Source organism: Paenibacillus sp. cl141a (genome assembly GCF_900109305.1).
Classification (GTDB): Bacteria; Bacillota; Bacilli; order Paenibacillales; family Paenibacillaceae; genus Paenibacillus_AQ; species Paenibacillus_AQ lautus_A.
The window spans coordinates 289,304-307,991 of the sequence record NZ_FNZO01000004.1; the positions used below are offsets into that span (position 1 = coordinate 289,304).

Consider the following 18,688-nt stretch of genomic DNA (forward strand, 5'->3'; position numbering starts at 1 on the left):
TGTATCCACAGTTTATTCCGACCTTCATATCATGTAAAATAATTAAATAAGATTCGAACCATCACTGTGAATGATGGATATAAGGAGGCTGCTAAGGTGGAGAGTGGGGATCTGAAGATATTCCAGGCCGTTGCCCGTGAAGGAAACATAACCAAGGCTGCCGCAAGCCTGGGTTACGTGCAATCGAACGTGACCGCTAGAATCCGGCAGCTTGAATCCGAGCTGAACACGCCCCTGTTCTATCGGCTCAGCCGCGGCGTTGCCTTAACCTCGGCCGGCTGTAATCTGCTCAAGTATGCCGATCAGATTACGCGTTTGCTTGACGAAGCCGTGAAATCGACGCAATTCTCGGAAGAACCGTCGGGACCGCTGCGAATCGGCTCATCGGAAACCACAGCCGCGGTACATCTTCCCGGTATCATGCTGGATTATCATAAACGCTACCCTAATGTGAAACTGTCATTGATTACAGGCCATAGGGCCGACTTGATTCGAGCCCTGAACGAATATGAACTGGACGGGGCGTTTATCAGCGGACCTCTGGATTACCCGGACTTTAACGAAATCCGGGCCTTTGACGAGGAGCTTGTCCTCATCTCGGAACCCACGGAAGCTGCGCTTCGCGATTTGCTCACCAAACCGCTGCTGTTCTTTGGCAGGGGCTGCTATCACCGTAAACGGTTGGAGCAATGGCTTCATGAGGAGAATGTGGGGCCCATGAACATTATGGAGTTTGGCACGCTGGAAGCCATCATGGGCGGTGTGGCCGCCGGGCTGGGTATCTCGCTGTTAACGCGTTCTTCCGTCCAGGACTGGGTGGATGACGGGAAATTGCAGGCCTTCCAAATTCCTAAGCGTTACCGCAGCTCCAAGGTCCATTTTGTATTCCGGCGCGACCTGTTTCGCACCAGCGCCTTTAATCATTTTATTGAGCCGTTTGAGAAGACCGAATAAATACTTCGACCGGAACAGGAAACAAAGAAACCGTGGCCCTAAGGGTCACGGTTTCTTAATGAGCCAAGCACGCTTATCCCGGAATTCGATCTGCCGAAGGCAACAGAAAACCCGACACCTCGGGAGCCAGCACTTCCGGCGCCATCACGACGGCAGAATGGTCCTGACCAGGCAGCATTCTGTGCTCACACTGAGGGAGCAAGTCGACCAATGCGCTCGCGGCCCCATGGAACATAGCTCCGCTGTTCTCGCCCGTCATCACCATGACCGGGACATCGACAGCCCAGCGATCCGTCGGCAGCGGTTGACCGGATTGCGTGCTCCCCATAATCATGCCGTCATAGGCCAATGTATGCGCCATGCCCTCCATGACCTGCCAAGAAGGATCTGCCTTCATGAATTCTACATATTCAGCGGGGATCCCCAGCGCTGCTGTCATGAAATATTCTACGGCTTCGCTGCGCCGATTCCCTGCCATCAGCGCATTCAATTGCTGCACGTATTCCGCCGGTACGGGTGCACGGCTGTCGTCAATGATAAACGGCGGCTCGTATAGAAACAGTTTACTAACTTTACTGCCGCCAAGTCTGCTCGCCGCATCCAGAGCCAGAACAGCGCCCGAGGAACTTCCGAATACATACGCGCTGCCGCCCGCCTCCTGAATAAGGGCATCGATATCTTCGATCTCACGTTCAACGGCATACGGAGCCGCATCCGTGCTGCTGCCCCGTCCCCGCCGATCATAATTGTAGACGGTGAAATGTTCAGACAGAAACTCTCCAAGGCGCGTTGTATCGTTGTGATCCGAAGCTGCGGCAGCTACAAGAATGACAGCCGGACCAGTCCCTTTCTTTTCATAAAAAATACGGGTACCGTCATTAGACATCACGTAATTCATGATCATCTCTCCTTTTATTGTCCTTTATGTACAAACTTATTTCGTTCTCAAACCGTTCCAGCGTATCCGCGTATCCTTCCACCATTCCCATGCCTCCAGCAGCCTCAAGCTGCTCTTCGCTCGCAAAATGGGTGATGATGCTTAATCGGGTCCCATCCTTGACTGCTTCGAAGGTAACCGAGGTCAACATGTCGCTGCCTGCAACGGGGTTCCAGTCCTGATCGGTAAATGTATCCGTATAAACGAGCTTCGATAACTCCGCCACTTCGGAGTACGTCGCCTTGCAGAAGGCTTCTTCCCCTTCTCCCGCCGCATCGGGAGCCAGTCTGTAGCGCCATACGCCGCCAGGTCTGACATCCATCTCATATACCGTGGCATTCCAGTTTTTTGGTCCCCACCAGCGTTCGATGTGTTCCGGCTTCGTCCATCCCTGCCAGGACAGCTTCAGAGGTACCGATACGACACGCTCTACGGTCAGCTTCCGCTGCTCCCGGTCTTTCGTGATGATGGTCTTCCTGCCCATGTGAATTCCTCCTATCTGTGAAATCGGCTCTGCGTGCAGAGCCGCATCTTCCTGTGGAGCTAGTAAACGAATTGGCTTAACTCTCCTCTCCGTTAAAGTCGCTCATATAGTCCTCGAACTTGTCGAGTCGCTCCTCCCACAATCGGCTGAACGAATCGAGCCAGACGTCCAGCTCCTGGAACGGCTGGGCTTCGAGACTATAAATGCGCTGCTGTGCGTTCTTGCGGACTTTCACGAGCCCGGCCTCGCTCAGTATCCGCAGATGGCGGGATACTTGAGGTTGGCCGATACCCAAAGCCTCTACGATGTCGCTGACCGATCTCGACCCTTGCTTTAAGAGTTCAACAATGTTGAAGCGGTTCGGCTCCGAGATCGTGAAGAGGGTTAATTGCATAGCTGAAGTATTCATGGCTATAATATACACCAATGCGTATATACACGTCAATGTATATATTATTTTTTTCAATATGCTTTTGACATCAAAAAACGAGACAGCACATCAACTCCCTTCGCTCGCAAGCTGCATGATCTATCGGATGCCCGAAGAGGATGATCATGAACCATTGGCTGGTGAACCCTATCTCCTGTCCCAGCACCGAACAACATCAAAAAAAGAGGCCCCCGGATAGGAGCCTCTTGCTGTAGATTCTCTTCATATCATGACGATTCAAAGCTATAAAGCTTTCAGGACGTCCTTATGGCTGAATGGACACTTGATGCAGCTGCATAATGCCGTTCGGATGCCGCCAGAAGCCCTCCACCTTGCTGCTGACTCCGTTTAGATACTCCTGATGATGGATATACAGCATCGGCGCTAACTCAACCAGCTTCTCCTGCGCCTGCTTATAGATGAGCTTGCGTTGCTCCGGATCGTTCTCTTTACGCCCGGCATCCAGCAGTTTATCCAGTTCCGGATCCTTCGTGAAGGTACGGTTGCCCGGCTCCCCTACATTCTTGGAATGGAATAACTCATACATGCCATAGTCGGCATCGGCCGTTACCGTGGACCAGCCGAGAACAAACATGTCGTGCTTGCCTTCTGCGGTTTGGGCCAAATACGCACCCCACTCGACCACTTCGATTTTGACTTCGACGTTCAATTCCTTCAGCTTGGATTGTACGTACTCGGCGATCTTAATTCGTTCCGGATTGTCATTGGTCCAGATGGTCGTCGAGAAGCCACCCTCGTATCCGGCCTCTTTCAACAGCTCTTTCGCTTTGTCGATGTTATGTTCGATCGGCTTAACGGAAGCATCATAGCCATTCACGTCCGGTGCCAGCGGACCGACGGCAGGAATGCCCGTGCCTTCGTAGATGCCCGAGATGATGTCATCCTTATTGATGGCCATCGACAAGGCTTGCCGCACCCTCACATCGTTAAACGGCTCCTTGTCGTTATTAAATCCGATATAAGACAAGCTGAGCGAAGCCTGGCGGTTCAGGGACATGCCGTCCGTGCTCTCGATACGACTGATGCTGCTCGGCGACACCGGGTCGATAATATGCGCATAACCGGTTTCCAGCTCCGCGATCCGCGTTCCCTCTTCGCTCACCACTTTGAACGTGACCCGTTCAACCTTCGCTTTATCTCCCCAATAATCGGCGTTCGCCACCAGCTTTACTTCCTGTCCCGGGTTCCAGCTCTCTAGTTTGAATACGCCTGTGCCAACAGGGTTCTGCGCCAGATAAGCACCTGCCTTCTCGCCTGCCTTCAGCTTCTCGTAATCCAGCTTGATGGCTTCCGCACTAACCATGCTGACCGCAGAGTGGGCCAGATGGGCAAGCAGCGGCGAGAAAGCATACTCGGTCACGAGCTGTACCGTATATTCGTCAACGACTTTAACCTCTTTAATCATGCTCACGAGCGAAGCGCGCGGAGAAGCTACCTCCGGATCCTGCATACGGTCGATGTTGGCTTTGACCACCTCTGCATTGAAAGAAGAGCCGTCCGTAAACTTCACGCCTTGTCTCAGCTTGAACTCCCAGGTCAATTCATCGATTGCCTTCCAGCTCTCGGCGAGCCCCGGTTGAATATTCAGATCCTTATCATGAATCACCAACGTGTTATAAATATGCGTTGTCATTACGCTCGTTTGCTGGTCCGTCGACATATGTGGGTCCATGGATGGCGGATCAGAAAGCCAGGCAATCACAAGCTCATTCGCACCGGTGTCGGTTGTTCCTTCGGGAGGATCTTTAGCCCCCGGTTCAGGTGCCGGCGTATTGGTGCCGTTTGGCGGCGTTTCCGGGTTACTGCTCTTGCTTGGACTGCCGCACGCCGACATCAGTACGGTAAGCATGACCAGAATGCAGACAAGCCATTTGAATCTTCTATTACCTGTCATGTGAAACAAACTCCCCCTTCTCAATCAAAATAGGAAAATATTTTATACACAGTTAACATATATTTTACTATTTGATATTTATACCAGAAGAAGCCAGATTTACCTCACGTTTATACGACACCAATTCTGACATCCATACTTGGAGAAAGGATGATTTCACGTGCCTAACATGACCGCTGATGCCAGAACACCAGAATCGCTCCCTAGTGGAACCCGCCTTGTACAATGGAAATCTTTCTACCACCGTCTGAAGAAGAACAAAGCGGCCTTATTCGGGGGCTATTTTCTCCTGCTGATGATCCTTATCGCGATTTTCGGCCCCCTGCTCACCCAGTATGATCCGACCAAAGTGGATTATTCTACGAAACTGCTGAAGCCGTCCGCCGACCATTGGTTTGGTACGGACCACAACGGCCGAGATATTTTCACGCGGATAATTCATGGCATGCGTCTCACGCTCTCGGTCGGTTTTATCTCGGTGATCATCGGGGCTGCCTTTGGTGTCGTGCTCGGAATCATCTCCGGCTATTACGGAGGTAAATGGGATGCGCTCATTATGAGAATGACCGATGTCATGCTGGCGTTTCCCGGCATTCTACTGGCATTGGCGGTTGTCAGCGTCCTTGGAAAAAACCTGTTCAACGTGATCATTGCCGTCAGTATTTTTTCGATCCCCACCTTTGCCAGAGTCGTTCGGGGCTCCACGCTGGCCGTCCGCAAGCTCGAATATGTTGATGCCATGCGTTCGCTGGGCGCGAGCGATGGCCGAATCATCTTCGGGCATATTTTGCCGAATATCACATCCCCTATCATCGTGCAGGCGACGCTGCGGATTGCGGTAGCGATCCTGACCGCCAGCGGCCTGTCCTTCCTCGGTCTTGGCGCGCAGCCGCCCACGCCGGAGTGGGGAGCCATGCTGAATGATGGGCGCAACTATATCATGGACCACCCTCATGTGGCCCTGTTTCCCGGCTTGTCGATCGTGTTCGTTGTCATCGCATTTAATCTGCTGGGTGACGGCTTGCGGGATGTCCTTGACCCGAAAATGAAAAAATAATGAAGGGAGCTGCCGGGCCATGCTCATCTATTCCATTCGAAGGCTGATTCAAACGATACCTGTCGTCATTGGCGTGACCATCGTTGTCTTCCTGCTGATGCACCTCATTCCGGGAGATGCGGCGCAGGTCATTATCGGGGAAGGGGCGCCTAAGGAGCAGGTCGAGAAGATCCGCGAGAACCTCGGATTGAACGATCCGCTGCCGCTTCAGTATTGGAACTACGTGAGCGGATTGCTTCAGGGGGATTTGGGCGATTCGATCCGCAGCAGCCGCCCCATCGCCGATGAAATTTTCAAAAGCCGATTCTGGATCACCGTTGAGCTTGCCGTGTACTCTACGATCCTGGCTGTATTCCTCGGCATTCTGGCCGGCATCATCTCCGCCGTCAAAAAAAGCTCCCCTGCCGATATCGGCGTCATGTTCATCGCCCTGTTCGGGCTGTCGATGCCGAACTTCTGGCTGGGGCTCATGCTGATCCAATATTTTGCCGTGGACTTAGGCTGGTTCCGTCCCTCCGGCTGGGGCACGTGGTCGCAAACGGTTCTGCCCGTGATCACGCTCGGGACCGGGGGCGCCGCGATTATTGCCCGAATGACCCGGTCCAGCATGCTGGAGGTCATCGGCCAGGACTACATCCGAACCGCCCAGGCGAAGGGCGTCCGAGAGCGCGTCATCATCTACCGGCATGCCTTGAAAAATGCCATGATTCCCGTCATTACCGTCATCGGGCTGGAATTTGGAGGCCTGCTGGGCGGGGCGGTGCTGACCGAGTCCGTATTTGCCGTGAACGGCATGGGACGGTACGTCATCGACTCGATCCGGGCGCGGGATTTCCCGGTCGTACAGGCAACCGTGCTTGTGCTCTCGATCATGTTTGTGCTCGTAAATCTGCTCGTGGACATCTCCTACCGGTACTTCAACAAGCGCATTGATTTTGATTGATTGGCGATTTTTCGTTGATCACGGGTTGAGTGTAGGCGGACACGGCGGGATTCACTATCTGCCTAAAAATGAGCTGTTTGGGGCTCATTGCGGACACCCAACCCACTAGTTGCTGTATTGGAGTCGTTAGGCAGCTCATCCGGACACACGATCCACTATTTGCCGATAATCGACCTATTTTCGAGGCTATGCGGACACACGATCCGTTAATGCGCCCGAAATCACCGATTAATCCCGGAATTTCTCGCAATAGCGGATCTGGTGTCCTCAACCTGCTGCTAAAAAGGCAGAAAATCAAGTAATAGCGGAACCAGAGTCCTCAACTATGCTAATGTGGCCAACTGAGTTCATTTTAAGTCCATGCACACCCGAGATTACAGCAGCTACGGGCCATTGCGGATTTTTAACCCACTAATCACTGTAATCCAGCCGTTTGGGAGCCCATCCGGGACACACAATCCGCTATTCGCAGATAATCGACCTATTTTTGAATCCACGCGGATATTTACCCACTAGTTACTGTAATTGAGCCGTTGGATAATCGGTGCACACTTACGATCTGCTAATCGAGCCGTTTGGGGAGCCCACCGGACACACGATCCACTATTTGCCGATAATCGACCTATTTTCGAGGCTATGCGGACACACGATCCGTTAATGTATCCGAAACCACGGATTGATTCCGGAATATCTCGAAATAGTGGATCTGATGTCCTCAACCTGCTGCTAAAAGGCGGAATTTAATGAAATAGCGGAACCAGAGTCCTCAACTAAGCTAAAGCGGCGAACTGAGCCGTTTTCAGTCCATGCACGCAAAAGCGGAAAATCAAAAATAGCAAAACTATAGTCCTCAACATCGGCAAATACAGTCAAACCAATTGAATGCGAAGGGAGCTACGACAAGATGGAAGAGCACGCACCAAACCTGCTGACGATCAAGAACCTGCGCACCTCTTTTTTTACCGAACTGGGCGAAGTGAAAGCCGTGGATGATATCAGCCTAACCGTACGCAAGGGGAGGACGCTCGGGGTCGTGGGCGAATCCGGTTCAGGAAAAAGCATACTGTCCCTGTCCATCCTGCGGCTGATCTTTGATCCGGGGCGAATCGTCGGAGGCGAAATCCTGTATAACGGCGAGAATCTGCTCAAACAATCGGACCGGCAGATGCGGAAAATCCGGGGCAACCAAATCTCGATGATCTTCCAGGAGCCGATGACTTCGCTCAACCCGGTCTTCACCGTCGGCGACCAGATCGCGGAGGCCTATCAAATCCATGAAAATCTGAGTAAAAAACAAGCCATGGACAAAGCCGTCGAGATGTTGAGGCTGGTCGGCATCCCCTCCCCGGAAAAGAGAGTCCGGCAGTACCCTTTTCAGCTGTCCGGGGGTATGCGCCAACGTGTCATGATCGCCATGGCGCTGGCATGCAATCCGGATCTGCTCATTGCAGACGAGCCGACCACGGCGCTGGATGTGACCATTCAGGCTCAAATTTTGGAGCTGATGAAGGAGCTGCAGCGGAAGCTGCAGATGTCGATTGTTTTTATCACCCATGACCTGGGCATCGTCGCGGAAACCTGCGATGACGTGGCGGTCATGTACTGCGGAAAGGTGGTGGAATACTCCGATGTGCGGACCCTGTTCAAGCATCCGAAGCACCCCTACACCATCGGCCTAATGAACTCGCTGCCGCGGCATGATATCGATAAGGAAACGCTCGAGCCGATTAAGGGCTCGGTTCCGAGCCCCTATGATCCGCAGGAAGGCTGCCGCTTCGCCCCACGCTGCCCCCATGCAGCCAAGCTGTGTTACGACAAACTGCCGGAGCTTCAGGTACTGGATGATAACCAACAAGTCAGGTGCTGGAAATACACCGATCAGTGGGAACCGGAAAGCGAGGTGAACGTTCTGTCATGAGCAAAGAGCTGTTAACCGTCAAAAACCTCAAGCAGTATTTTCCGATCAAAGGCGGCATCTTGGGCCGTACCGTCAACGTCGTCAAAGCCGTGGATGACATTTCGTTCTCTGTGCACGAGGGGGAAACGGTCAGTATCGTGGGTGAATCCGGCTGCGGTAAATCAACCACGGGCCGGGCTATTCTGAGACTGGACGAACCGACCTCCGGCGAGGTACTGTTCGAGGGAACCGATCTGCTCACCCTGAACAAAGCGCAGATGACCCGAAGGCGTAAAGACCTGCAGATGATTTTTCAGGACCCCTACGCTTCGCTTAATCCCAGAAAAACAGCCCTCCAAGTACTCGAAGAAGCGATGGACATCCAAAATGTCGTGCCAAAGAAGGATCGTCGGTCCCGTGCCATTGAGCTTTTGGAAGCGGTCGGCCTGGCCGCCTATCAAGCCAATCGGTACCCTCATGAATTCAGTGGCGGACAAAGGCAGCGAATCGGGATCGCCCGTGCCTTGTCCGTGAACCCCAAGCTGATCATCAGTGATGAAGCGGTCTCCGCGCTCGACGTGTCCATCCAGGCACAGGTGCTCAATCTGATGAAATCGCTGCAAACCGAATTCAAGCTGACCTATCTGTTCATCTCTCATGATCTTGGGGTCGTCCGGCATATTTCGGACCGAATTATCGTGATGTATCTGGGGACGATCGTGGAAATCGCGGATAAACACTCCCTCTTCCGGCGCCCGCAGCATCCCTACACCCGCGCTCTGCTATCGGCCATCCCCACAATGGATCCCGAGCGCAAGAAGGAACGCATCATTCTCAAGGGGGATGTTCCGTCCCCGATCAACCCGCCTTCCGGCTGCCGGTTTCATACCCGCTGCATGTATGCCACGAATCGCTGCCGATCCGAGGCGCCGATGCTTCGGGAAGTCGAAGAGCAGAGAGGCCATCAGGCGGCCTGTCACTATATTGAAGAGATCGCGGCCGGTGCGTTGGAGAAGGTGTAGTTATACGCCAGCGAACAAATGATGACGCTTCTCTATAAACGAGAAAAAAGCGAGAGCCCAAGATCTCGCTTTTTCTTTTACAAAATTTTAGCCCGCTAACCGAAATCGAAGAATGATCTTCAGCGACCTCCACTAAGCTACTCTCATCGGAGCCGCTTCTCCCATCTCGCTTGGGATCATGTTTTTGCGTCTGTAAATGGAGAGGAGCAGGCCGACTATGGCAAAATCCAGCATGTTGTTGACGCCGCCATACGAGATAAAAGGAAAGTCCAGGCTCACAATGGGTACCACTCCCAGTCCCATCAGGATTGGCATGAGCAGGCGCAGTCCCATGACCACGATGACGCCGGTCACGATATTTTTTCCGTAGGAATCGTGAAGTACATGGGCTATGCTCCACATTCTGGCGAGGAACAAAAGAACGACCATGCCCACCACGATGCCAAACATCCAACCGAAGCAATAAATCAGATAGGGGTATATGGAGTCGCTATAAACGTACGGGATCCCTGGATTCGGCGCAGCAAAGCCTTGACCGAACCAGCCGGCGGAAGAAACGGCATCCGCGATGACCCGCATGAGATAACCGCCATCCCCTTCGCGGTCTGCGAGCCCCTCCAATCTCCACATGAGGTATACCCTTTTAGTAAACAGAATATAGACCACACCCATAAACGACAGTAATGTTAGTATCGCAAATTGTTTAATATTCCTTTTCGTCGTCCAGGTCAGTACCAGGAATCCCAGCAAATAAATGAACATATACACCATCGAACCACTCATGCTGTAGAGTGCGATCGGCAGCCCACCCCGATACAGGATGTGGAATACGGTCTCCCATGGTCCCCACCGATTCGCAGGCTTCATGCCTGCCAAGGAGAAGAGGAGAATAAAGACGGAAACCGTTCCAAGCATGGGAATCACAATAGGCCCGACGTGAAGATAGAGGTTGGCTCCATTTATATTCGTCCCGAAAAATTCCGTCATCGCCATCAGGCATAGCATGATAAAAAACAAAGCCCTTGAATATTTCTTCAGCTTTCTGTAGTCCAAGAAATAGAAACCGATGAGAAGGATCAAGCCGATACCGAAGAACACCACTTTTCTCGCGAACATATCTGTGATCTTTTCCGTACCGGAATAATCCACGCTCAGTGCCCCGAACAACCCAATCAGCGAAAGTAAAGCCAGCAGGATAAGCAGCTTCCAATCCAACTGAGGCCGATGGGCCAAATGCAGGCTTTTGCCGATATCCCCCGGATCCCCCATCTGTTTCACCGCTTCCTGCACCGCCGGCTCCTCCGCATTGCCCTCCAGCATCAGAAGCTCCGTCCGCTCCTCAATATGGCCGAGCAGTTCTTCGCGGATTTCCGGATGCATGGCTCTTGCGCGTACCTGCTTGCACACCTGGGTCAGGAAGTCTTGGACAACCTTGTATTCTTCAACCGGTCGCACGCTAGCTTCCCTCCCCGATGACCGTATCCACCGCCGTCCGGAATTTGACCCACTCCTTGGTCTTCTCATGGAGCTGCTCCCTGCCGCGTTCGGTAATCCGGTAATATTTCCGTTTGCGTCCATCATGCTGGCTCCAGGAGGAATCCAGCCAACCTTCCGCCTCCAGCGTGTGCAGAATCGGGTATAACGTGCCTTCCTTCATCAGGAACACCCCATCTGAGTTTTGCTCAATCTCCTTGATCAGCTCGTACCCGTACATTTCCCGCTTGTTCAAAACGGTAAGCAATAAAATGACGGTACTGCCTTTCAGCAGCTCTTTGTTAATGCCCATTTCCCTATCACTCCAATACCTAGATAATCTATGTATCGTATAACTATGTATATGAGTATAGAATAAGCGTCTCCATAATGCAACGCATGTTTTCAAATTATTGGGCGATTCGTCAATTTGCCAGAACACCGAAAAGCCCGGCAGCTTTTGCCGCCAGGCTCATGTATCAGCCATTCATTTCTTCACTTTCAATGAGCATCCGCCGCCCATAACCACCAATTGTAGTTTGGAGCATACAACCTGCCGTTTTGCCCATCATACCGGTAATCGAACCATCACTTTAGAAGACAGGAACTTTCGTTTTCATTAGTAGCCCTTATCCGGCCCTCACCGCTCCTGTCACGTGCAGCGCAAAATCCTCCGCATGACGCCGCAGCTCTTCATCTGTCAGCTGCATGGCATTATGCACGGTAAATACCGGCAAGTAGACCGCCCCTACCAGACTGGCCGTCACTTCAAAAGGCCGGGTGAGCTCTTCCACCGTGTATCGGTTATATCCTGCGTTGCCATAGGCTTCCGCTGCTCCGCCGGTCGTCACGGCCACGCCCCACTCTTTCCCCCGGAGCTTGTCGCCGCCCGGGCCATAAGCCCATCCGAAGGTCAGCACCTCGTCGAACCAATGCTTCAGAAGAGGCGGCGAGCTGTACCACCAGAAAGGGAATTGAAACACGATGCGGTCATGCCGAAGCAGCAATTGCTGTTCGGCCGCGATGTCGATGATGCCATCCGGATACCGCTGATACAGGTCATGCACCGTCACCTCAGGATGATGTCCCACCGTTTCGGTTAGCTCGCGATTGATCCGTGATCCCTCATGCAGACCCGGATGTGCAACGATCACTAGTGTTTTCATGTATGATCCCCACGCTTTTCTCGCCTAGCGTTATGTATACAAAAAGTATCAAGCCTCGGCAACGCCCGAATATGAGAAATGTCACAGGTAGCCTTATCTGTCTGTGATACTGTATCAAGGAACATAGCGGGCGGAAAAAGTACGCCAAGGGAGGAGAATGAGAACGTGGCCCTTGTTATTCAAAATGTCAGACTGGCCCATCGCATCTATCGACTTACCGTTCAAGGCAGCTATTCGGCACGAATGGGACAGTTCTTCATGCTTCGCTGCTGGGATGCCTATCCCGTGCTGTCACGGCCGATCAGCGTTCATAACCTGACGGAGGATTCCGTTTCCTTCTTATATCGCGTGCAGGGAACCGGTACGTGGCTGCTGTCGGCGCTTCAAGCGGGTGACAAAATACAGCTGGAAGGGCCTTTCGGGCAAGGGTTTCCTGAACCCCAAGGACGGACGGCATTGGTGGGAGGCGGTATTGGAGTCGCTCCGCTGCTGCTCGCAGCTAAGGAAATTCCCGAAGCCAGCGTGTATCTGGGATACGCCGGCGTTCCCTTCGGAGTCAACGGATTCCACGAAATCAGCCGGGATGTCACGGTGAAGTCCGGCGGCACCATCGTCGATGCCGTGGACCCGAGCCGCTATGACACGATATTTGCCTGCGGCCCGGTTGGGATGATGCACAGCTTGGCGCAAAAAGCCGAAGGTACAAACGCGAAGCTCCACATCTCCATCGAGAAGCGAATGGGCTGCGGCATCGGGGCATGCAACAGCTGCACGTTAACTGCCGCGGGTTCGAACCGCAAGGCGTGCACCGACGGCCCCGTATTTCTGGCGAAGGAGGTGAACTGGAATGATCTCCATCGATTGTGAACTGGCCGGCGTGCCGCTGTCGAATCCGATATTGGCTGCCTCCGGCACGTTCGGTTTCGGCAAACCGTATGCGGATCTGTATCCGCTTCGCAAGCTCGGCGGCATTGTCTCCAAGGGATTGACCCTGACCCCGCGGCTAGGCAATACGGGTACGCGGATCTATGAAACGCCATCGGGCATCATGAACAGCATCGGCCTGGAGAATCCGGGAATCCGGGCTTTTCTGGAGCACGAATTATCCGACATGGCTTCGCACGGGACGGCGGTCATCGTCAATCTCGGCGGCGGCACCATACGGGAATATGCGGAGGGGGCCGAGCTGCTTACCGAAGCCAGCCGCAAGCTGCGCTCAGCCGGCAAACGGGCGGTCGACATGATCGAGCTTAACATCTCCTGTCCCAACATCAAGGAAGGCGGGCTTGCCTTCGGCATCGAGAATGAGCAGGCACGAGAGGTGGTTCGCGCAGTCCGCAACGCCACCACGCTGCCTCTGCTCGTCAAGCTCTCTCCCGGGGCGAAGGATTTGAGGGAAATGGCACGGATGTGTGAAGCCGAAGGGGCCGACGGCCTCTCGCTAATCAATACGATTCAGGCGATGGCGATTGATATTCGGGAACGCCGCAGCGTTTTTGACAGAGCCTACGCCGGATTATCCGGGCCGGCGATTAAGCCGATCGCCCTGCGGATGGTCCATCAGGTAGCCCGGTCGGTGTCCATCCCGGTGGTGGGAATCGGCGGCATCTGCAGTGCCGAGGATATCCTCGAATTCATCATGGCAGGCGCTGCAGCCGTACAGATCGGTACGTACAACTTCATCAACCTCCGTGCGGGGGATACCCTCGCTGAAGAACTGATTCAACTGATGGAGAACGAGGGCATTCAATCCCTGGATGACATTCGAGGCATTATTTGACGGATGCTCAACTTCCTGAAATTCAGCATGATCGCCCGAACATGAAGCACCGTGTCAGTTTGTGATTTTTTTCACCGATAACTATTCTTTTTCAGAATACAATGAACTCAAGAACAATATTTGTGAAGTAATTCACAAAATTATAGGAGGAAACCAGAATGAAAAGGACACTCTCTCTATCCCTCTCCGTCATGTTGATGTTTGCGCTGCTCGTAGGCTGCGGAGGCAACGGAGACAAAGAGCCTGTCACCACGGACAAACCGGCAGAGAGCCAAAACACGGATAATGCCGGAAACGCGGAGCTACCGGCCCAAGAAGGAACGGCCCTGCAGGACGGCTTATATTACGCCGAAGGCGAATTTGCCGAGGATTCCGGCTGGAAGGAACTCGTCGCGATTAAAGTCGAAGGCGGTAAAATCGTCAACGCCAACTGGAACGGTCTTCATAAGGACGGCGGGTTGGACAAAAAGACATTTTCCGAAAAAGGCTTCTACGGCATGAAGGAAAAAGGCGGCGCTCAAGCGGAATGGCATGAGCAGGCAGCCAAGATGGAGGAATACCTGGTAGCTCAGCAGTCGGTTGAAGGCCTCGCCTTGAACGACGAGGGCCGTACGGATGCTGTATCCGGGGTGTCGATCCATGTCAACGGTTTTACGGAACTGGCAGCCAAAGCGCTGGCCGCGGGACCTGTTGAAGCAGGACCATACAAAGACGGCAGCTACCACGCGGAAGCGGCTGACTTCGATGCCAAATCCGGCTGGAAGGAAACCGTCGACGTGACCGTAATTAACGGTAAAATCGCTGCAGTCAGCTGGAACGGCGTTCATAAAGACGGAGGCACCGACAAAGTCACCCGTTCCAAATCAGGCGAGTACGGCATGAAGAACGGCGGGGCTCAATCCGAATGGCACGAGCAGGCTTATCAAGCCGAGCAGTATCTGATCGAAAAGCAAGACCCGCAGGCCATCGTAACGGGTGAAGACGGCAAAACCGATGCCATCTCCGGTGTATCCATCCACGTCAACGGATTCGTAGAACTGGCAGCGAAAGCGCTCGAAGGCGCCAAATAAGCCACAAGTACGATAGAAAGAAGACAACTATTCCTTGAGGGGAGATTCGCATGAAACAGATTATCGTGCTGGGCGGCGGATACGGCGGTATACTTACCGCCAAGAAGCTGGCTAAACGACTGCGCAAACAGAAGGATTTGCGGATAACACTCATCGACCGCAAACCGTATCATACGCTGCTGACCGAGCTTCATGAAGTGGCCGCCAACCGGGTCGAGGAGGATTCCATCAAAATCGACCTGAAAAAAGTGTTCTCCGGATTCCGCAATGTAGACGTGGTGCTGGATGAAATCGGCGGCATTGACTTTGACGGTCAAACACTCCGTGGAGAGAAACAAACCTACAACTACGACTATTTAGTCATCGGAACAGGCAGCAAGCCAACCTTCTTCGGCATACCGGGTGCGGATCAACACGCCTTTACCCTGTGGTCTTACGATGATGCGGTCCGCCTGAAAGAACATACCCTGAATATGTTCCGCAAAGCGGTTCTCGAGCGCAACCCGCAGGTCCGCAAGGAAATGCTGACCTTCGTCGTTGTCGGCGGCGGATTCACCGGCGTGGAAATGATCGGCGAGCTGGCCGAATTCACCCAGCAATTATGCAAGGAATTCTACGTGGACCCAAGCGAGGTAACGCTTCACGTTGCCGACATGGTCGACAAGATCCTTCCGATCCTGCCGGAGCCGTTAATACGCAAAGCCGAGAAGCGGCTGCGCAAAATGAACGTCAACATCATCACGGGCTCCAAGATTACGGAGGTTAAGCCGGACGGCGTTACCGTCGGCGGCAGCGACATCAAATCCCGCACCGTTATCTGGACCGCGGGGGTGGAAGGCTCCGATGTGGTCGGCAGCATGGATGTCGAGCAAAAAGGCCGCAAGCGGATTTTGACCAACGACAAGCTGCAAGTTCCTGCTCATCCGAACGTATATGTCGTCGGGGACAATATTTTCTACATTCCTGAGGGCGCGGCTGCACCCGTACCTCAAATGGTGGAAAACGCGGAACTCGCGGCCCCGGTCATTGCGCATAACATCGTCGCTGAAATATCGAACAAACCGATGAAATCCTACAAGCCGACGTTCCACGGCACGATGGTGTGTATCGGCAGCCGCTACGGGGTAGCCAACGTCGGCGTGCCGGGCCATATGTTCAGGCTCAGCGGCTTCCCGGCCATGCTGGTCAAACATCTGATCAACATGCTCTATCTGTTCCAGGTTTGCGGCTTCAACAAGGTATACCATTATATGCTGCATGAATTCTTCCATGTCCGGAACAACCGCAGCTTCGTGGGCGGGCATTTTGCCAAACGCTCGCCGAATTTCTGGCTCGTTCCGCTGCGGATTTTTGCCGGATGGATGTGGCTGTCCCAAGGGTGGGATAAGATTCACAAGATCATTGACGATCCGAATAAAATATTCCTCATTCCTGCCAAAGCAGCTGACGGCGTAAGCGCAGCTTCCGCTGCAGGCGCCGATGCAGCCGGAGCCGGTGCGGCAGACGCGGTGTCCGCCGCCTCCGCTTATACCGCAGAAGCGGTCTCCGCCCTTCCGGTGCCGGATTTCTTGAAATCCATCGTCGACTGGTCGATGGACCTGATGTTCTATACCGGAGACGGCGGCTATACTTCGCTTGCCTATGTGTTTCAGACCTCGATGGTATTGGCTGAGCTGATCGTCGGCATCCTGCTGATCGTCGGATTGTTCACGGCACCTGCAGCCGTAGCCAGCGTCGCCATGGGCGCCATGGTTTGGGTATCGGGTATGGCACCTAACGAAATGCTGTGGTACCTGGCAGCAGGAATCGCCTTGATCGGCGGATCGGGCAGCACGTTCGGACTTGACTACTATGTGTACCCTTGGCTGAAAAAGGTGTGGAAGCGAATACCGATCGTAAGGCGCTGGTACGTGTATACGGACTAATTCTTCTCTATTCAATAGAACGGCTGATCGTATCGTGCTTTGCCGAAACATGCTCAAGCCCTAACCGTTCTGCCGGCATTCACACTCTGATCAACACGAGCCTTCCGGAAGGAGTCAATAACGATGGATATGAAGCTATTACAGGATACGATCGACCTGCTTCGGTCGCATATCGATTCCGGAACGGATATCGATTGGATGGAGATGGATAACAGACCGGTGAGGGACATCGCCGATATGCTCAACGCTTATGAACTCGCCTATTCACGCAAAATGACGGTGCTGGCTTGCTGCATCCTGATTCATACTGCGCTAAACAAGCATGGCAAGCTGCAAGCGAAGGATAACGAGAGACTGACGCGTTTGCTGCTGGACGGCGATTATTTGACCGGACTCATGTACCGGATTGCCGTCAAGCGAAAGGAATGGAAGCTGCTGTCCCGGCTTCTCCCCTTTCATAAGCGCATGCAGCTCAGCCTGCTCAAGAACGTTTCACCCGAAAGGATATTCAACGAGCTGAAGCGCGAAATCCGCAGCTATCTGGAGCAGCGGAGCGCGTAAGGATCCATCCATGGAAAGGGGCACGGATACAGATGAACCTTCATAACCGAATCGGAGTGGATCTCGCTTCCTTCGATCGCCTGCTCCGGGAGGTCGTCAGCTCAGACCGCGACCTCCCCCCTTCCTCTGTGGTGCTGAGCAGCGTCATGGATCTCATTAATGCCGGCGGCAAGCGGCTGCGCCCGCTTATGGTCGTGCTCGGCAGCCGTTTCGGGGAAAGCGGCCATGAGCCGGCCGTCATGAAAACCGCCGTACTGCTTGAATATCTGCACATGGCCTCGCTGGTGCACGATGACATTATCGATCAATCCGATATGCGGCGCGGCAGGCCGACCCTGCACGAGACGACCGATGTCCAGACGGCGGTGCACATCGGCAACTACATGATTGCCCGTGCCATCGAATGGGCCGCCGGTCATCCGGGCGGCGACCCGGACGGGAGCAGCGAAGACGTCTCCGAAGACGAGGCCTACCGATTAGCCGAGCTTGCGGCGCTGGTCACCGAGCTCTGCATGGGAGAATACGATCAGCTTCAACACCGCTTCGACTTCGGACTGACGATGGAGCAGTATTTGGAGAAAACGCGCTGCAAAACGGCCCTGTTGATGGCCCACTGCCTGAAAGCGGGCGCGGAAGCAGCCCATGCGGATGCCGGAACCGCTGAACGGCTCTTTCAATTCGGAGAGTCGCTCGGCATGGCCTTTCAAATCCGGGATGACCTGCTCGATTTCACGAAGCCCAAGGAGGCCATCGGCAAGCCGGCTGGCGCAGACCTGCGAAACGGCAACATTACGCTGCCGGTGCTTTACGCGCTAAACGATCCTGCCCTTGCACCGAGGATCAGGCAGCTCGGCCCTCATTCCGCCGCCGCAGACATGGATGACGTCATCCACCGCATCGCCGCAAGCGGCGCGATCGAGCAGAGCGAAGAGCTTGCCCGTTCCTATGCGGAACATGCCCGGCGCATGATCGGCGACTTCGCGGATCACCCCGCTCAGCATGATTTGCAGGCATTGCTCCATTATTTCCTGCCCTAAAGACAGACATGAAGCCATATACTCCAAACGAACAGGG

At 53.8% G+C, this 18,688-nt stretch carries 18 protein-coding genes; 11 read left to right on the forward strand and 7 right to left on the reverse strand.

Translation table 11 applies throughout. From position 1 onward, the window contains the following. Positions 1-96 precede the first annotated feature (96 nt). Positions 97-954: a LysR family transcriptional regulator gene (locus tag BMX45_RS14025; protein ID WP_090910196.1), complete on the forward strand. Its 858-nt coding sequence runs from the start codon at positions 97-99 to the stop codon at positions 952-954. Between the two features lie 73 nt (positions 955-1,027). Here BMX45_RS14025 and BMX45_RS14030 read toward each other — a convergent pair whose 3' ends face one another. The 4 genes from BMX45_RS14030 to BMX45_RS14050 all read right to left on the reverse strand — a co-directional run bounded on the left by BMX45_RS14030 (position 1,028) and on the right by BMX45_RS14050 (position 4,720). Further along, positions 1,028-1,852, reverse strand: coding sequence for an alpha/beta fold hydrolase (locus BMX45_RS14030; RefSeq protein WP_090910197.1), 825 nt, complete (start codon positions 1,850-1,852; stop codon positions 1,028-1,030). Then, entirely contained in the window at positions 1,833-2,375 is a 543-nt protein-coding gene (locus BMX45_RS14035) for an SRPBCC family protein (protein ID WP_090910198.1), read from the reverse strand. The genes BMX45_RS14030 and BMX45_RS14035 overlap by 20 nt, the downstream gene beginning before the upstream one ends. 76 nt (positions 2,376-2,451) lie before the next feature. Next, positions 2,452-2,784, reverse strand: a complete 333-nt coding sequence (locus BMX45_RS14040) for an ArsR/SmtB family transcription factor (protein ID WP_119850358.1) — start codon at positions 2,782-2,784, stop codon at positions 2,452-2,454. 286 nt (positions 2,785-3,070) lie between these two features. After that, the gene (locus BMX45_RS14050; protein WP_090910200.1) at positions 3,071-4,720 is read right to left on the reverse strand and encodes a glutathione ABC transporter substrate-binding protein; all 1,650 of its coding nucleotides are present in this window, start codon (positions 4,718-4,720) and stop codon (positions 3,071-3,073) included. Positions 4,721-4,880: 160 nt separating this feature from the next. Between BMX45_RS14050 and nikC the strand changes: the two genes are divergently transcribed. The 4 genes from nikC (at position 4,881) to BMX45_RS14070 (ending at position 9,639) form a co-directional block, all read left to right on the forward strand. Next, entirely contained in the window at positions 4,881-5,777 is an 897-nt protein-coding gene (nikC, locus tag BMX45_RS14055) for a nickel transporter permease (RefSeq protein ID WP_090910201.1), read from the forward strand. 19 nt (positions 5,778-5,796) lie between these two features. Next, positions 5,797-6,720 carry an ABC transporter permease gene (locus tag BMX45_RS14060; protein ID WP_012818632.1) on the forward strand — a complete coding sequence of 308 codons (924 nt, stop codon included), beginning with the start codon at positions 5,797-5,799 and terminating at the stop codon, positions 6,718-6,720. A gap of 904 nt (positions 6,721-7,624) precedes the next feature. Then, entirely contained in the window at positions 7,625-8,638 is a 1,014-nt protein-coding gene (locus BMX45_RS14065; protein ID WP_090910202.1) for an ABC transporter ATP-binding protein, read from the forward strand. Then, complete coding sequence (locus BMX45_RS14070; protein ID WP_090910203.1) at positions 8,635-9,639, forward strand: ABC transporter ATP-binding protein; 1,005 nt, start codon at positions 8,635-8,637, stop codon at positions 9,637-9,639. The genes BMX45_RS14065 and BMX45_RS14070 overlap by 4 nt, the downstream gene beginning before the upstream one ends. 132 nt (positions 9,640-9,771) lie before the next feature. Here BMX45_RS14070 and BMX45_RS14075 read toward each other — a convergent pair whose 3' ends face one another. The 3 genes from BMX45_RS14075 to BMX45_RS14085 form a co-directional block, all read right to left on the reverse strand. Beyond that, positions 9,772-11,094, reverse strand: a complete 1,323-nt coding sequence (locus BMX45_RS14075) for an FtsW/RodA/SpoVE family cell cycle protein (protein ID WP_090910204.1) — start codon at positions 11,092-11,094, stop codon at positions 9,772-9,774. 1 nt (position 11,095) lies between these two features. After that, positions 11,096-11,425 (reverse strand): PadR family transcriptional regulator, encoded by a 330-nt coding sequence (locus BMX45_RS14080; protein ID WP_090910205.1) that lies wholly within the window; start codon positions 11,423-11,425, stop codon positions 11,096-11,098. Positions 11,426-11,741: 316 nt separating this feature from the next. Next, entirely contained in the window at positions 11,742-12,278 is a 537-nt protein-coding gene (locus BMX45_RS14085; RefSeq protein WP_090910206.1) for an NAD(P)H-dependent oxidoreductase, read from the reverse strand. A gap of 165 nt (positions 12,279-12,443) precedes the next feature. On the opposite strand from BMX45_RS14085, the gene BMX45_RS14090 reads away from it, so the two are divergent. From BMX45_RS14090 to BMX45_RS14115, 6 genes are all read left to right on the forward strand, one after another. Further along, a complete protein-coding gene (locus tag BMX45_RS14090; protein WP_090910207.1) occupies positions 12,444-13,145 on the forward strand; it encodes a dihydroorotate dehydrogenase electron transfer subunit in 702 nt (233 codons plus the stop codon). Beyond that, positions 13,126-14,058 (forward strand): dihydroorotate dehydrogenase, encoded by a 933-nt coding sequence (locus BMX45_RS14095; protein WP_090910208.1) that lies wholly within the window; start codon positions 13,126-13,128, stop codon positions 14,056-14,058. Before BMX45_RS14090 ends, BMX45_RS14095 begins: the two co-directional genes overlap by 20 nt. A gap of 158 nt (positions 14,059-14,216) precedes the next feature. Next, the gene (locus tag BMX45_RS14100; RefSeq protein WP_090910209.1) at positions 14,217-15,128 is read left to right on the forward strand and encodes an FMN-binding protein; all 912 of its coding nucleotides are present in this window, start codon (positions 14,217-14,219) and stop codon (positions 15,126-15,128) included. A 50-nt stretch (positions 15,129-15,178) separates the two neighbouring features. Then, positions 15,179-17,053 carry an FAD-dependent oxidoreductase gene (locus BMX45_RS14105; RefSeq protein ID WP_090910210.1) on the forward strand — a complete coding sequence of 625 codons (1,875 nt, stop codon included), beginning with the start codon at positions 15,179-15,181 and terminating at the stop codon, positions 17,051-17,053. A gap of 123 nt (positions 17,054-17,176) precedes the next feature. Then, positions 17,177-17,614: a hypothetical protein gene (locus BMX45_RS14110; protein WP_009593826.1), complete on the forward strand. Its 438-nt coding sequence runs from the start codon at positions 17,177-17,179 to the stop codon at positions 17,612-17,614. A gap of 32 nt (positions 17,615-17,646) precedes the next feature. Then, positions 17,647-18,651, forward strand: coding sequence for a polyprenyl synthetase family protein (locus tag BMX45_RS14115; RefSeq protein ID WP_090910211.1), 1,005 nt, complete (start codon positions 17,647-17,649; stop codon positions 18,649-18,651). Positions 18,652-18,688: the final 37 nt, after the last annotated feature.